15 protein-coding genes are annotated in these 15,243 nt (G+C 57.9%); 13 read left to right on the forward strand and 2 right to left on the reverse strand.

The window, feature by feature from the left end:
- Positions 1–16: 16 nt before the first annotated feature.
- Together EDC30_RS17920 and EDC30_RS17925 are read right to left on the reverse strand one after the other, a co-directional pair.
- Positions 17–1,123: an MBL fold metallo-hydrolase gene (locus EDC30_RS17920; RefSeq protein WP_132260237.1), complete on the reverse strand. Its 1,107-nt coding sequence runs from the start codon at positions 1,121–1,123 to the stop codon at positions 17–19.
- A 110-nt stretch (positions 1,124–1,233) separates the two neighbouring features.
- Positions 1,234–1,923: a Bax inhibitor-1/YccA family protein gene (locus tag EDC30_RS17925; protein ID WP_132260238.1), complete on the reverse strand. Its 690-nt coding sequence runs from the start codon at positions 1,921–1,923 to the stop codon at positions 1,234–1,236.
- A gap of 214 nt (positions 1,924–2,137) precedes the next feature.
- Between EDC30_RS17925 and ndk the strand changes: the two genes are divergently transcribed.
- The 13 genes from ndk (at position 2,138) to hflC (ending at position 15,228) form a co-directional block, all read left to right on the forward strand.
- The gene (gene ndk, locus EDC30_RS17930; protein WP_132260239.1) at positions 2,138–2,563 is read left to right on the forward strand and encodes a nucleoside-diphosphate kinase; all 426 of its coding nucleotides are present in this window, start codon (positions 2,138–2,140) and stop codon (positions 2,561–2,563) included.
- Between the two features lie 60 nt (positions 2,564–2,623).
- On the forward strand, positions 2,624–3,796 hold the full coding sequence (rlmN, locus tag EDC30_RS17935) for a dual-specificity RNA methyltransferase RlmN (protein ID WP_132260240.1): 1,173 nt from the start codon (positions 2,624–2,626) through the stop codon (positions 3,794–3,796).
- Positions 3,793–4,578 (forward strand): type IV pilus biogenesis/stability protein PilW, encoded by a 786-nt coding sequence (pilW, locus tag EDC30_RS17940; protein ID WP_132260241.1) that lies wholly within the window; start codon positions 3,793–3,795, stop codon positions 4,576–4,578. Before rlmN ends, pilW begins: the two co-directional genes overlap by 4 nt.
- Positions 4,571–5,569: a helix-turn-helix domain-containing protein gene (locus EDC30_RS17945; RefSeq protein ID WP_132260242.1), complete on the forward strand. Its 999-nt coding sequence runs from the start codon at positions 4,571–4,573 to the stop codon at positions 5,567–5,569. Before pilW ends, EDC30_RS17945 begins: the two co-directional genes overlap by 8 nt.
- Before the next feature lie 8 nt (positions 5,570–5,577).
- Positions 5,578–6,873, forward strand: a complete 1,296-nt coding sequence (gene ispG, locus EDC30_RS17950; RefSeq protein ID WP_132260243.1) for a flavodoxin-dependent (E)-4-hydroxy-3-methylbut-2-enyl-diphosphate synthase — start codon at positions 5,578–5,580, stop codon at positions 6,871–6,873.
- Positions 6,874–6,929: 56 nt separating this feature from the next.
- Positions 6,930–8,288, forward strand: coding sequence for a histidine--tRNA ligase (gene hisS, locus EDC30_RS17955; protein WP_132260244.1), 1,359 nt, complete (start codon positions 6,930–6,932; stop codon positions 8,286–8,288).
- Between the two features lie 12 nt (positions 8,289–8,300).
- The gene (locus EDC30_RS17960; protein WP_132260245.1) at positions 8,301–8,951 is read left to right on the forward strand and encodes a YfgM family protein; all 651 of its coding nucleotides are present in this window, start codon (positions 8,301–8,303) and stop codon (positions 8,949–8,951) included.
- A 16-nt stretch (positions 8,952–8,967) separates the two neighbouring features.
- The gene (gene bamB / locus EDC30_RS17965; RefSeq protein WP_132260246.1) at positions 8,968–10,122 is read left to right on the forward strand and encodes an outer membrane protein assembly factor BamB; all 1,155 of its coding nucleotides are present in this window, start codon (positions 8,968–8,970) and stop codon (positions 10,120–10,122) included.
- Between the two features lie 5 nt (positions 10,123–10,127).
- A complete protein-coding gene (gene der / locus EDC30_RS17970) occupies positions 10,128–11,465 on the forward strand; it encodes a ribosome biogenesis GTPase Der (protein ID WP_132260247.1) in 1,338 nt (445 codons plus the stop codon).
- Between the two features lie 142 nt (positions 11,466–11,607).
- Positions 11,608–11,844 (forward strand): RNA chaperone Hfq, encoded by a 237-nt coding sequence (hfq, locus tag EDC30_RS17975; protein WP_132260248.1) that lies wholly within the window; start codon positions 11,608–11,610, stop codon positions 11,842–11,844.
- A 35-nt stretch (positions 11,845–11,879) separates the two neighbouring features.
- Entirely contained in the window at positions 11,880–13,037 is a 1,158-nt protein-coding gene (hflX, locus tag EDC30_RS17980; protein ID WP_132260249.1) for a GTPase HflX, read from the forward strand.
- A 10-nt stretch (positions 13,038–13,047) separates the two neighbouring features.
- Complete coding sequence (gene hflK, locus EDC30_RS17985) at positions 13,048–14,340, forward strand: FtsH protease activity modulator HflK (RefSeq protein WP_132260250.1); 1,293 nt, start codon at positions 13,048–13,050, stop codon at positions 14,338–14,340.
- Positions 14,341–15,228: a protease modulator HflC gene (gene hflC, locus EDC30_RS17990; protein ID WP_132260251.1), complete on the forward strand. Its 888-nt coding sequence runs from the start codon at positions 14,341–14,343 to the stop codon at positions 15,226–15,228.
- Positions 15,229–15,243 lie beyond the last annotated feature (15 nt).

Raw genomic sequence — 15,243 nt, forward strand, 5'->3', positions numbered from 1 at the left:
GCGGTCGACGATTGCTTTAGTGAGCCGCTTTGCCGGCCACAGGCACAATCTGCCGGCTCTCTCCATGCTTGAAGAGCAGGATGCGGTCGGGTGGCAGCTTATGCGCCCTCAGCGCCGCTTGCAGATCCTTGGGCGGCTGATCAAAGGCTTCCTGGGTCAATTCGAACGTGCCCCAATGAACTCCCAGTCCTTGCCTTGCTTCGACGTCGAGCGCGATGCGCACGGCTTCATCGGGATTGATGTGCTGCGGCTGCATGAAATCACGAGGCAGGTAAGCACCGATAGGCACGGCAAGAAAATCCACTGGTCCGAGACGGCGACGGATCTCGGCAAAATCGTTTGAGTAGCCGGTATCGCCGGTATAGAGGAAGCGCCAGGCTTCACTCGATCCTGCCGGCCGCCATTCGATGGTAAAGCCGCCCCATAAGCTGGCATTGGTATCGAATGGCGTGCGTTTGCTCCAGTGCTGGGCGGGCGTGAAATGGATAGTCAGCTTGCCGTCGGTTTTGCTGTCCCACCAGTCCATTTCTTCGGCGCCGGCAATGCCTTCATCGTCAAACCAGGCTTTGACACCCAATGGTACTAGCCAGCGTAGTTTTTGGCGCGCTGCCAATTTCTCCACTGTCGCGCGGTCGAGGTGGTCATAGTGGTTATGAGATATCAGTACGAGGTCGATTTCGGGGAGTTGTTCCACCGTCAGTGGCGCTGGCACGCGCCGCTTTGCCGCAAGCCAGGAAGCCGGGCCGGCAAATTCGCTTAACTGTGGATCGATCAGGATATTGCGCCCGCCGACTTGCAGCAGCATCCCGGCATGGCCAAGCCAGGTCAGGGCCGGTGTGTCATGGCGTTGCATGATGAGACGGGAGTTGACAGTAGTGCTCCACTGATTCGCAAACGCGGCATAGCCACTTTCCGGATCGGTCAGCGGCTTGAAATCCCCTCGCATGCGGCGCCAGAGAATCTCGTACCAGGGAATTTTCCCGATCGGCAGATTGGCGTTGCTGTTGACGAATCCATTCGGACGGTGATGCGGCTTCTTTGGATCAAAGTATAGATTGGAATTGGCGCAGGCCGTCAGCAATAACAGGCTGCATAAGGAAAAGAAGGCAATACGCTTGCGCATGACAGTTTGGAATGTTCGGGGCTGTTCGAATACGACTTCGCTACCGGATGCCGGCATCATGGCATAAAAAAACCGGCCTTTCAGCCGGTTTGGCATGGGGTTTGAGAAAATCAGTCATCCCCGCCAAAGATGCCCAGAATCGATAGCAGATTGGCAAAAATATTGTAGAGGTCGAGATAAATGCTCAGGGTGGCGGTGATGTAGTTCGTTTCGCCGCCATTCACCACTTGCTGAACGTCATACAGGATGTATGCCGAGAAGATGCCGATCAGGATGACGGACAGTGCCAGTTGCAGGGCGGGCAGTTGCAGGAAGATATTGGCAACCATTGCCACCAGCGCCACCAGCACGCCGACGAACAGCCATTTGCCCAGCCCCGAGAAGTCGCGTTTGGATACTGTGGCAATGGTCGCCATCGTCGCGAAGATTGCTGCCGTTCCGCCGAATGCGGTCATGATCAGGGAAGCACCATTGGAGTAACCCAGGACATGCCCGATAAGACGTGAGAGCATCAAGCCAAGGAAGAAGGTGAAGCCGAGCAAGACAGCGACGCCGGTCGCGGAGTGCTTGGTTTTCTCAATGGCGTAGATAAAACCGAAGGCGATCGCCATGAAGGCGATGAAGCCTATCATCGGGCTGCCGGCAAAGAATGAGAAATTGAATTGCACGCCCAGCCATGCGCCGAGCACGGTTGGAATCATGGACAGGGCCAGCAACAGATATGTGTTGCGCAATACGCGATTGCGTACCAGCACCGACTGGCCAGTGGTGGAATAGGCAGGTTGCAGGTTTGGATTCATATTTCCTCCAATGTACTACTTCAGGTTTTATGATGGCTTTAGCATAGCATGCTTGATAAGCAGATAGTGATTGGTAAAACCCGAAAAAACCGAGTAATTCCTTCCGGTTTTACGAGAGTGACCGGGCAGGAGGAGGGGGTTTCGTGCTAAAATCAAAGGTTAGTTGAATTTTTAATGATTAACCTTAACCCCTTCTTTTTATTGGAGTTTTTAGATGGCAATTGAGCGCACCCTATCGATCATCAAACCAGATGCAGTCGCGAAAAACGTGATCGGTCAGATCTATACCCGTTTCGAAAACGCCGGCCTGAAGATCGTTGCTGCCCGCATGGCGCAACTGTCGCGTGCCGAAGCCGAAGGTTTCTACGCCGTGCACCGCGAGCGTCCTTTCTTCAAGGATCTGGTCGACTTCATGGTTTCCGGCCCGGTCATGATCCAAGTGCTGGAAGGTGAAGGCGCGATTGCCAAGAACCGAGAACTGATGGGCGCCACCGATCCGAAGAAGGCTGACAAGGGCACCATTCGCGCCGACTTCGCCGATTCCATCGACGCCAACGCCGTGCATGGCTCCGACGCTGCTGAAACCGCTGCCGTTGAAATCGCCTATTTCTTCCCGGCTCTGAACGTCTACTCGCGTTAATTTAGTCCTGGTCGCGGCAGCCTGGCGATGGCTGCCGGCGGCAAATATCAAAGAATTGCAATGATGAATAATCTCACCAACCTGCTGGACCTTGATCCCGCGCAACTCGTCGCCTACTGCGGAGAGTTGGGTGAGAAGCCGTTTCGCGCCAAGCAACTGCAACGCTGGATTCACCAGTTCGGCGCCGCAGACTTCAATGCCATGACTGACCTGGCCAAGTCGCTGCGCGATAAGCTGGCCACGCGCGCCTATATCGGTGCGCCGTCCATCATCAGTGACCACACTTCCGCTGACGGTACGCGCAAGTGGCTGGTGGATGTCGGCCAGGGCAATGCGGTGGAAACGGTATTTATTCCCGAAGAAAATCGCGGCACGCTATGCATCTCGACGCAGGCGGGCTGCGCAGTCAATTGCCGCTTTTGCTCCACTGGTAAGCAGGGGTTCAGCCGCAATCTGGCTGTAGGTGAAATCATCGGCCAGTTGTGGATGGCTGAATTCGAGTTGCGCAAGACCAAGGGTGTCGAGCCTGGTCCCAAGGGCGAGCGCCAGATCACCAACGTCGTGATGATGGGCATGGGTGAGCCTTTGCTCAATTTCGAGCCGACAGTTACGGCGCTTAAGCTCATGCTGGACGATAATGCCTATGGCTTGTCGCGCCGCCGCGTGACGCTGTCGACCAGCGGCGTGGTGCCGATGATCGACAAGCTGGCGCAGGAATGCCCGGTGGCGCTAGCGGTATCGCTGCATGCATCCAACGATGCCCTGCGCGATGGCCTGGTGCCGCTGAATAAAAAATATCCGCTGGCTGAATTGATGGCGGCCTGCAAGCGCTACCTGGAATTTGCGCCGCGCGACTTCATCACCTTTGAATACTGCATGCTGGATGGCGTCAATGACAGCGACGAGAATGCCCGCGAGCTGATTGCGCTGGTCAGGAGCAAGGGCAGGGAAGTGCCGTGCAAGTTCAACCTGATTCCCTTTAATCCCTTCCCGGAATCGGGCTTGCGCCGTTCCGACAATGCTCGCATCAAGGCATTCGCGCAAATTCTGATGGATGCTGGTATCGTTACCACCATCCGCAAGACCCGTGGCGATGATATCGATGCTGCCTGCGGCCAGTTGGCCGGAGAAGTGCAGGATCGTACGCGGGTGCAGGAACGCATGAAAAAAATGGCGGAATATCAAAAAAAATTCGGAAAGAATTTTGGTCGTATCGTGGAGGTATCGACATGAGCAAGTGGGGGAGCGTAATCATCCTGGCAGCATTCTTGGCGGCTGGCTGTGCCGGCACGCGTCCGCCAGGATCGGACAGGGAATTGCCAACAAGTTCGGATCAGACGGATAACCAGCGACGAGCTCGCATAAGGCTGCAATTGGCTGTGGGCTATTATCAGCAACAGCAGCTGCCGGTGGCGCTGGATGAAATCAAGCAGGCCTTGCTGGCCGATCCGAATTTTGCCGAGGCTTACAGCATGCGCGGCCTGATTTACATGGACATGGGCGAAGTGCGGCTGGCCGAGGATAACTTCCTGCATGCGCTGCGCTTGCAACCGCAAAATCCGGATTTCAATAACAACTACGGCTGGTATCTTTGCCAGAATGGCCGGGCGGAGCAATCGATTTCTTATTTCGAGGCGGCGCTGAATAATCGCACTTATCAATCGCCGGCCAAGGCATTGAATAATGCCGGCGTCTGCAGCCTGCGCCTGAAGAAAACAGTCGAAGCGGAGCGCTATTTCAACGAGGCGTTTCGCCTGGAGCCGGGCAATGTCTTAACCAATATAAATTTGGCTCGACTGTATTTTGATCGGGGCGAACTTGAAAAGTCGCGTTTTTATATTGCGCGTGCAATCAGTGCCGAAAACTTGAGCGCGGAAGCCTTGTGGCAGGCCATCAAGATCGAGCGCAAGCTGGGCGATCGTACGGCTGAGCTGAGCCTGGTCACCCAATTGAGCAAGCGTTTCCCGAATTCGACAGAATTCGCCGCCTATCAGCGCGGAGCATTTGATGAGTGACGTCGGCATGGATGACAACGGCCAGGTGCCGGTGCCGCCGCAACAATCTGCATCGGGCCCCGGTTCCCTGCTTGCCGAGCGCCGCCAGGCCCTTGGCTGGACCATCGAGCAGGTGGCCAATCAGCTCAACCTCGCGCCGCGTCAGGTGCAAGCAATGGAAGATGATAATTATGTCGCGCTGCCAGGCATGGTTATCGCCCGTGGCTTCGTGCGTTCCTATGCCAAGCTGCTCAAGCTCGATCCGGCGCCGCTGCTGGCGCTGATTACCGAGAAGGATGCTCCCAGCCCGGAATCGCTCGAATTGCGCCGTACCTTGTCGGCCACGTTTACTGAGTCGAGTTTGCCGCCTGTTAAACGACCAGATGGCCACGGAAAATGGCTTGCCGTTGTTCTATTATTGCTTGCAATTGGTGGAAGTGGCTGGCTGGCCTGGCATGAGGGATGGCTTGATCAATTACAACTACCGGAAGGCTTGAGCATACCGGGGCGGGAAGTTCGTTCCGCATCGCAAGGGGCAGCGGATGCGGGTAGTGGCGTGCCGATGGGGCAGGCCGAGGAAGATGTGCCGGCTGCGTCTGCCGAGCCTGTGGCATCGCAGTCTCCTGCTCAGGCGCCAATACAGACTCAAGTTGCACCACCGGCAGCATCATCTGCGCCGGTCGCATCGGCTACCGGACCTGCGGCGCCGGCTCCGAACACAGCTTCGACGCCGGCGACGGCAGCCGCCGGGGGTTCCGCATCTGCTGCGAAATCTGGCGAAAAACTGGTGCTGAAGGCGCGCGAAGCATCCTGGATCGAACTCAAGCGCGAGGATGGCAGCGCCGTGGCCTCGCGCCTTGTGCCTGCGGGCGCGACCGAATCCTTTGATGTCGAGCCTGGTGCCCGTCTCGTGGTTGGCAATGCCGGCGGTGTGGACGTGACTTATCGCGGACAGGTTGTGAACTTGACTGCCGACGCCAAGAACAATGTGGCGCGCCTGAAATTGAAATAACGCTGAATATGGAAAGCAATAAACTGCCCATTGGCTCCGGCCCCAATCCCAGGCGACAGTCCCGGCGTGTCACGATTCGCCATGGCGCGCGTGAAGTAATCGTTGGCGGCGACGCACCGATCCTGGTGCAGTCGATGACCAACACCGATACGGCAGATGCCATCGCCACCGCCATCCAGATCAAGGATCTGGCGCGGGCCGGTTCGGAAGTCGTGCGCATCACCGTCAATAATCCCGAAGCAGCCGCGGCAGTGCCGGCAATCCGCGAACAGCTGGACAAGATGGGTATCGATGTGCCGCTGGTGGGCGACTTTCATTACAACGGTCATACGCTGCTGAACGATTACCCGGACTGCGCGCGTGCGCTGTCGAAATATCGCATCAATCCGGGCAACGTAGGGCAGGGCGCCAAACGCGATACGCAATTCGCGCAAATGATTGAAGCCGCCTGCAGGTTCGACAAGCCGGTGCGCATCGGCGTCAATTGGGGGAGCCTGGATCAGAACCTGCTGGCGCGCATCATGGATGAAAACGCGAAACGCGCGCAGCCCTGGAATGCACAGGCTGTGATGTACGAAGCACTGGTGACTTCCGCGATCGAAAACGCCCAGCGTGCCGAGGAGCTCGGCTTGTCGGGCGATCGTATTATTTTGTCGTGCAAGGTCTCCGGCGTGCAGGATTTGATCGCGGTGTATCGCGAACTGGCGCGTCGCTGCGACTACCCGCTGCATCTGGGTCTGACCGAGGCTGGCATGGGCAGCAAGGGCATCGTGGCGTCCACCGCTGCGCTATCGGTCCTGCTGCAGGAAGGCATTGGCGACACCATCCGTATTTCGCTTACGCCTGAACCGGGCGGCGACCGCACCAAGGAAGTCGTGGTGGCGCAGGAAATTTTGCAAACCATGGGCTTGCGCAAGTTCGCGCCGATGGTGATTGCCTGCCCGGGCTGCGGCCGCACCACGTCGACGGTATTCCAGGAACTGGCAGACAAGATCCAGACTTACCTGCGCGAGCAGATGCCGGTCTGGAAAAAGCAGTATCCGGGCGTGGAAAACATGAATGTCGCCGTCATGGGTTGCATCGTCAACGGACCGGGCGAATCCAAGCACGCGAACATCGGCATCAGCCTGCCAGGCACAGGCGAATCGCCAGCCGCGCCGGTCTTCGTCGATGGTCAGAAAAAAGTCACGCTGCGCGGCGAACGGATTGCCGAAGAATTCCAGTCCATCGTCCTGGATTATGTGCAGAGCCATTATGGCGCTACCGAAGGTGCTGATAACAGCACCAAGGAAACCGCGCTGTAAGCGCCGACCAAGCATTCACCTTTACCAAAGCCGGCTTGTCCGGTCATGATCACAAGATGTCTGAAAACAGGAAAGTAGAAAAAATCGTCGGCGTCAAAGGGATGAACGACATCCTGCCGGCGGATGCGCCGCTGTGGGAGTTGTTCGAAAATACCGTGCAATCGGTGTTGAAGAGCTATGGCTTCCAGCAGATCCGCACGCCCATCGTCGAGCCGACCGCGCTGTTTGCGCGTGGCCTCGGTGCCGTCACCGATATCGTCGAGAAGGAAATGTATTCCTTCACCGATTCGATGAATGGCGACCAGTTGACGCTGCGCCCGGAAAGCACCGCTGGCGTAGTGCGTGCCGCGCTCGAACACAACCTGACTTACGACGGCCCTAAGCGTCTCTGGTATGCAGGGCCGATGTTCCGCCACGAGCGTCCGCAACGCGGCCGCTATCGCCAGTTCCATCAAGTCGGTGCGGAAGCCATCGGTTTTTCCGGTCCGGATATCGATGCGGAACTGATCATGCTGTGCCAGCGCCTCTGGGATGATCTGGGCCTGCAGAACATCCGCCTGGAGTTGAATTCGATTGGCGATGCAGACGAACGTCATCGCCATCGCGCCGACCTGATCGCCTATTTCGAGAAGCACGCCGATATCCTGGATGAGGATGCTAAGCGTCGACTGCACACCAATCCGTTGCGGATTCTGGATACCAAGAATCCTGCGATGCAGGAAATGGTCAATGCCGCTCCCAAGCTGCTCGATTACCTAGGGGAAGAATCGCGCGCCCATTTCGAAGGCGTGCAGAAAATCCTGCGCCACAACAGCATCCCGTTCACCATCAATCCGCGTCTCGTGCGCGGCATGGATTACTACAATCGCACCGTCTTCGAGTGGGTCACAGACCAGCTCGGATCGCAAGGTACGGTGTGCGGCGGCGGTCGCTACGATCCGCTGGTCGAGATGTTCGGCGGTAAACCGACGCCGGCCTGCGGTTTCGCCATGGGCGTCGAGCGCCTGCTTGAACTCATGAAGGCTAGCGGCGAACACTTCGCGCGCAACCAGTGCGACGTCTACCTGGTGCACCAGGGCGAAGAGGCGCAGATGCAGGCATTTGTGTTATCCGAGCGTCTGCGCGACGCCGGCCTCGATGTGGTGCTGCATTGTGCCGCGGCCACCGGCGCCGGCAGCTTCAAGTCGCAGATGAAGCGTGCCGACGCCAGCGGCGCGGCGTTCGCTGTCATCATCGGCGAAGATGAAGTCGCAGGCGGCAATGTCACCGTTAAAGCCATGCGCGCCGAAGAGGAAATGAACAAGCAGGTCACGGTCGCCTTCGACAAGACAGTCGAGCACATCGTCGACCAGATCGTCGGCGCCGGCGAGCATGATCACGACCACGATCACGAGCATATCCATTACCACCACTAACTATAAAACATCATGGCATACGATCTCGAAGAACAAGAACAGCTAGATTCCATCAAGGCTTGGTGGAATAAATACGGCAACCTGATTACCTGGGTCCTGATCATCGCCCTGGGCGGCTTCGCTGCCTGGAACGGCTGGAAGACTTATCAGCGCAAGCAGGCAGCCCAAGCCAGCGTGCTGTACGAGGAAGTGCAGAAGGCCGCCACTGCCAAGGACAGCGCCAAGGTGCTGCGCGCTGCAGGCGACCTGAAAGACAAATTTGGCGGCACGGCATATGCGCAGATGGGGGCTTTGTCGGCAGCCAAGGTCGCGTTTGAGTCCAATGATCTCAAGACTGCCAAGGCCCAGCTGGAGTGGGTGGTCAAGCAGGGCAAGGATGAGGAATACCGTTCGGTAGCGAAGATTCGTCTGGCGGGTATCCTGCTCGACGAGAAAGCCTATGACGAAGGTCTGAAGCTGCTGGCAGGCGACTTTTCGCCGGCCTTTGCCGCCGACGTGGCAGACCGCCGGGGCGATATCCTCGTGGCACAGAACAAGCTCGAAGAAGCGCGTACGGCATACCGTACTGCCCTGGAAAAAATGGATGAAAAAAATCCGGGACGTCAGCTGGTGCAATTGAAGCTGGATGCGATCGGCGGCACCGGTACGAAGTCCGCAGCGTGATGACAGGGGAGATGTAATGCGTATCGCTTTGAAATTGGCAGTGGCCGGCACTGCAGTCGCGCTAGCCGGATGCTCCACCCTGTCTTCGCTGAATCCGTTTTCCAGCAAAAAGGCGCCGAGCAATCCGCCAGCTGCTCTGGTTGACTTCAAGCCGACCCTGACCGTGAATACTGCCTGGACTGTATCGGTGGGCAAGGCCGGCGAACATGTATTCACGCCGGCTGTAGCACGCAACAGTGTCTTCGCTGCGGCCGCCGATGGCACCCTGACCCGCATCGAGGCTGCAACCGGTCGTGCCCAGTGGCGTATCAATGCCGGCACGCCACTGACTGCCGGCGTCGGCAGCGATGGCAATCTTGTCGTGGTCGCTGGCGAAAAAGGCGCGATCCTGGCATTCGATGAAAACGGCAAGGAGGTCTGGAAAGCCCAGGCAGCCAGCGAAGTTTTATCCGCACCGGCTGTCGGGCTGGGCGTGGTCGTGGTGCGCAGTGTCGACAACAGCATTGCCGCATTTGACGCCGCGACCGGCAAGCGCCGCTGGATCCTGCAGCGCAGCGTCCCCGCGCTGACCCTGCGCAGTGCGCCCGGCATTGCGATCGCCGAAGGCAATGCATACGCGGCATTGCCTGGCGGCCGCCTGATCGCGGTCGCATTAAACAATGGCGGCCCGCGCTGGGAAGTCGCAGTCGGCGAACCGCGCGGTGCCACGGAGCTCGAACGCGTGGCCGATACTTCCGGCATGCCGCTGGTGCTGGAGCGTGACGTTTGCGCCGTGGCCTATCAGGGACGTGCCGCCTGCGTCGACGGCCTCACCGGCAGCGCACGCTGGGCGCGTAACCTGTCAAGCGACGTCGGCCTGGGCGGCGACGAGCGCTTTGTGTTTGCTGCCGATGACGCCGGCTCGCTGCACGCATTTTCCCGCGACAGCGGCGCCAGTGTCTGGCGTAACCAGCAGCTCGCCAACCGCCGCCTGTCGGCGCCGTTGTCGATCGGCCGGGCCGTTGCTGTGGCCGATTATCAGGGCTATGTCCATTTCCTGTCGCGTGAAGACGGCACCATGCTGGCGCGTGCCGCCACCGACGGCAGCCCCGTGCTGGGCACGCCGGTCGTGGCCGGCTCGTATGCCGTGTTCCAGACACGAGATGGCAGCCTGATTGCTTTTGGAAACTGAATTGAATGAAACCGGTAATTGCATTAGTCGGACGGCCGAATGTCGGCAAATCCACGCTGTTTAACCGCCTGACGCGGTCGCGTGATGCCCTGGTCGCCGATCTGCCCGGCCTTACCCGCGACCGCCATTATGGCGAGGGGCGCATTGGCGAGCGTCCCTTTCTCGTGGTGGATACCGGCGGCTTCGAGCCGGTGGCCAAGGAAGGCATCATGCACGAGATGGCCAAGCAGACCAAGCAGGCCGTCGCCGAAGCAGATGTCGTAGTATTTCTGGTCGATGGCCGGCAAGGGCTGACACCGCACGACAAGACGATCACGGATTTCCTGCGCAAGTCGGGCCGGCCGGTGATGCTCGTGGTGAACAAGGCCGAGGGCATGAAATACACCACGGTCACTGCCGATTTCTACGAGCTTGGTTTGGGCGATCCATATGTGATCTCTGCCGCGCATGGTGATGGGGTGCATGACCTCGTCAACGAAGCGCTCGACCAGGTGAAGCAACCTGCCGAGGAAGAACCCGAAGCGCCGCAGCAACGCGGGATCAAGCTGGCTATCGTCGGCCGGCCGAACGTCGGTAAATCAACCTTGGTCAATGCACTGCTGGGCGAGGAACGCGTCATCGCATTCGATATGCCCGGCACCACGCGCGACTCAATCGAGATCCCGTTCGAGCGCGATGGCAAGCACTACACGCTTATTGATACCGCAGGTATCCGGCGTCGCGGCAAGGTATTCGAAGCCATCGAAAAATTTTCGGTGGTGAAGACCCTGCAATCGATTTCCGAAGCGAATGTCGTCTTGCTTCTTCTTGATGCACAGCAAGACATTTCTGAGCAGGACGCGCATATTGCTGGATTCATTCTGGAGTCGGGCAGGGCGTTGGTGGTGGGTGTCAATAAATGGGATGGTTTGACCAAGGACCGGCGCGACGAAATCAAGATGGATATCGAGCGCAAGCTGAATTTCCTGTCGTTCGCCAAGTATCATTTCATTTCCGCGCTCAAGTCCACCGGCATCGGCCCGCTGATGAAATCGGTCGATTCGGCTTACGCCGCCGCGATGATCAAACTGTCGACGCCGAGGCTGACGCGTGCGCTGGAAGAAGCAGTGGAACATCAGCAGCCGCGCCGCAAGGGCTCGATCCGACCCAAGATGCGCTATGCTCACCAGGGCGGACAGAACCCGCCGATTGTCGTCATCCACGGCAATGCGCTGGAAGCCATTGACGACAATTACAAGCGTTACTTGGAAAAACATTTTCGTGAAACTTTCTCCCTGGTCGGTACGCCATTGCGGATTGAATTGAGATCAGGAAAGAATCCATTCACTAGACAAGAAAAGTAAGAGTCGATAAGCCGTGTTCACCGAATCGATCATGGCAACAAACTGAAAAATCGGCTACATTCGAAATACTTCACCCGGTTGGCACTTGAAATCCACTCAAGTTGCCTCAAACTCCAAAACACAACTACACAATGGAGCTGTTATGAGCAATAAAGGGCAACTTCTACAAGACCCCTTCCTGAATGCCTTACGTAAAGAACATGTCCCGGTATCAATCTACTTGGTCAACGGCATTAAATTGCAGGGACATATCGAGTCATTTGACCAATATGTCGTCCTGCTGCGTAACACCGTTACCCAAATGGTCTACAAGCATGCGATCTCGACGGTTGTCCCGGCGCGCGCCGTCAACCTGAATCTCGATGCCGAGTCGGAGTAATGTTTGCAAATTGGTAAATTTATTTTGAAACCGGTATGCGCACGGCCCTAGTCGGCCTTGACTTCGGCAAAGGTGATTTTGCCGCGAGCCTTGAAGAACTGTCTCTCCTGGCTAAATCGGCTGGTGCGGAACCGGTAGTTACTATTACCGGACGCCGCTCCAGTCCGGATGCTGCTTTGTATGTCGGCAGCGGCAAGGCGAATGAAATCGCCGACGCCGTGCGCGACGAGCAGCTGGAATTGGTGATTTTCAATCACGCCTTGTCCCCGGCTCAGCAGCGTAACCTGGAGCGTCACCTCAAGGCCCGGGTCGTCGACCGCACCAGTCTGATTCTCGACATCTTTGCCCAGCGCGCGCAAAGCCACGAGGGTAAGGTGCAGGTTGAGCTGGCACAATTGCAGCATCTCGCCACACGTCTGGTGCGCGGCTGGACTCACTTGGAACGGCAAAAAGGCGGTATCGGCTTGCGCGGCCCCGGTGAAACTCAGCTCGAAACCGACCGTCGCCTTTTGGGTGAGCGCGTCAAGATGCTGCGCATCAAGCTCGACAAGCTGCGCCGTCAGCACGCCACGCAGCGCCGCTCCCGTGCCCGCAATAATGCCTTTTCGGTCTCGCTGGTCGGCTATACCAATGCCGGCAAGTCGACCTTGTTCAACTCCCTAACCAAGGCGCGCGCCTATGCTGCGAACCAGTTGTTCGCCACGCTGGATACGACTTCACGACGTCTGCACCTGGATGAGGTCGGCAGCATCGTGATCTCCGATACGGTCGGGTTCATCCGTGAGTTGCCGCACCAACTGGTGGCAGCTTTCCGTGCCACGCTCGAAGAAACCATTCAAGCCGATCTCCTGCTGCATGTCGTCGATGCCGCCAGCCCCGCGCGCATGGAGCAGATCGAGCAGGTCAATCTCGTCTTGAAGGAGATTGGCGCCGACGATATCCCGCAAATCCTCGTTTGGAACAAGATCGATGCCGCAGGCCTTGAGCCGGGAATCGAGCGTGACGAGTATGGTAGAATCCGCCGTGTTTTCATCAGCGCCCAAAGTGGCGCCGGCCTGGATCTTTTGCGCCAGGCCATGGCGGAGTTTGCCAGGGAGAGAAGCGCGGCTCCGCATGCGGAAGCGCCTGCGCAAGTGACCAGTGAAGCGCAATCGGGCAATCCAATGGGCATACCTCCTACCAATTTCAGCTGATCTCCACAGAATGCTTGTCCCTATACTAAAAAAAATCGGTCTCAAGTTTTCGATCAACGACCCCCGCTGGGGACGTGGCTCGCAAGACGATAATTCCAATGCCAATCCGCCTGAAGGCAGGCGCCCGCAGGATGGGCCGCCCGACCTCGACGAATTGTGGCGCGACTTTAATCAGCGGCTGAACCGCCTGTTCGGCGGCAAGCGCGGCGGCGGAGGCGGCCCGGACGGCTTCAGGCCGGAAATGCGCGGCGGGATGGGCATCTTTGGCATCGCCGCGATCGCAGCAGTTTTCCTCTGGCTCGTCAGCGGTTTCTTCATCGTCCAGGAAGGGCAGACCGCGGTCGTCATGACTTTCGGGAAATACAGTCACAAGACACCGGCCGGTTTCAACTGGCGCTGGCCCGCGCCGATCCAGAGCCATGAGATCGTCAACGTCTCGCAGGTACGTACGGCAGAAGTCGGCTATCGCGGCAATGTCCGCAACAAGCAGACCAGCGAGTCGCTCATGCTGACCGATGATGAAAACATCATCGACATCCAGTTCGCTGTTCAATACGTCTTGAGCGACGCGGAAAAATGGATTTTCAATAATCGCGAACAGGAAGAAATGGTAAAGCAGGTGGCCGAATCAGCACTGCGCGAAGTGGTCGGCCGCAACAAGATGGACTTTGTCCTGTACGAGGATCGTGCCAAGGTGGCTATCGATGCCAAGAAGCTGATGCAAAGTATTCTTGATCACTACAATTCCGGCGTGATGATCACGAATGTCGCCACGCTCGGCGTCCAGCCGCCGGAGCAGGTGCAGGCGGCCTTCGACGACGCCGTCAAGGCCGGCCAGGATCGCGAACGCCTGAAAAACGAAGGTCAGGCTTACGCCAATGACGTCATTCCGAAGGCGCGTGGCGCGGCTTCGCGCCTGCTGCAGGAGGCCGAAGCTTATCGTTCGAGAGTCGAGGAAACCGCGCAGGGTGACGCGTCGCGCTTCAAGCAAGTGGTGGCCGAGTACCAGAAGGCGCCGGCGGTGACGCGCGACCGTATGTACATTGAGACCATGCAGCAGATCTTTGCCAATACCGGCAAGGTGATGATCGATGCCAAGAGCGGCAACAATCTTCTGTATCTGCCGCTGGATAAATTGATCGCGCAGACCGTCAATCAGGATGCGGCTGGCAATGCAGCGCGTGCGCCGGCCGCGCAATCCGGCGCTGCAGCAGGCATTTCGGAAACACAGCAGGCAGTCGATGCCGAGCGCGAATCGCGTACAAGGGATGCACGTAGCGCGCGCGACAGGGAGGGCCGCTAAATGAACCGTCTGGTTACCATTGTCATCGTCGCGATTCTCGCAATCTGGGCGATCTCGTCGACAGTTTTCGTCGTCGATCAACGTAAGTATGCAGTCGTGTTTGCGCTGGGTGAAGTCAAGCAGGTGATCGACAAGCCCGGCCTGCATTTCAAGCTGCCGCCGCCTTTCCAGAACGTGGTTTTCTTCGACAAGCGTATCCTTACCCTGGATTCTCCGGACGCAGACCGCTTCATTACCGCCGAAAAGAAAAACGTCCTGATCGATTCGTTCGTGAAGTGGCGGATCGTCGACCCGCGCCTGTATTACGTCAGTTTCAATGGCGATGAAAAGCGCGCGATGGATCGCATGCAGCAGATCATCAAGGATGCCTTGAACCTGGAAATCACCAAGCGCACTGTGCGTGAAGTGATTTCGGGCGAACGCGCCAAGGTGATGAACGCGATCCAGAAGAACGTCGCGGATGAAGCCAAAAAGATCGGCGTGCAGGTGATCGATGTGCGCTTAAAACGTGTGGATTACGTCGAGCAGATCAGCAACTCGGTATACGACCGCATGCGCTCGGAGCGCCTGCGTGTGGCAAACGAATTGCGCTCGACAGGCGCCGCAGAATCGGAGAAAATCCGCGCGGATGCTGAAAAACAGCGTACCGTGATCCTGGCCGAGGCCTATCGCGAAGCGGAAAAAATGCGTGGTGAAGGCGATGCCAAGGCATCACAGATCTATGCGCAGGCATTCGGCCAGAATCCCGAGTTCTACAAGTTCTACCGCAGCCTGCAGGCTTATCGGGCCAGCTTCAAGAACCAGAACGATGTCATGGTGCTGGATCCGAACTCCGAGTTTTTCCGCTATTTCCGCAATCCGGGAGCGGGAGGCGCCGGCGCCAAATAAAAGGCGGAATTGGGC

It is taken from the genome of Paucimonas lemoignei, from assembly GCF_004342585.1.
GTDB classification, from domain to species: domain Bacteria; phylum Pseudomonadota; class Gammaproteobacteria; order Burkholderiales; family Burkholderiaceae_D; genus Paucimonas; species Paucimonas lemoignei.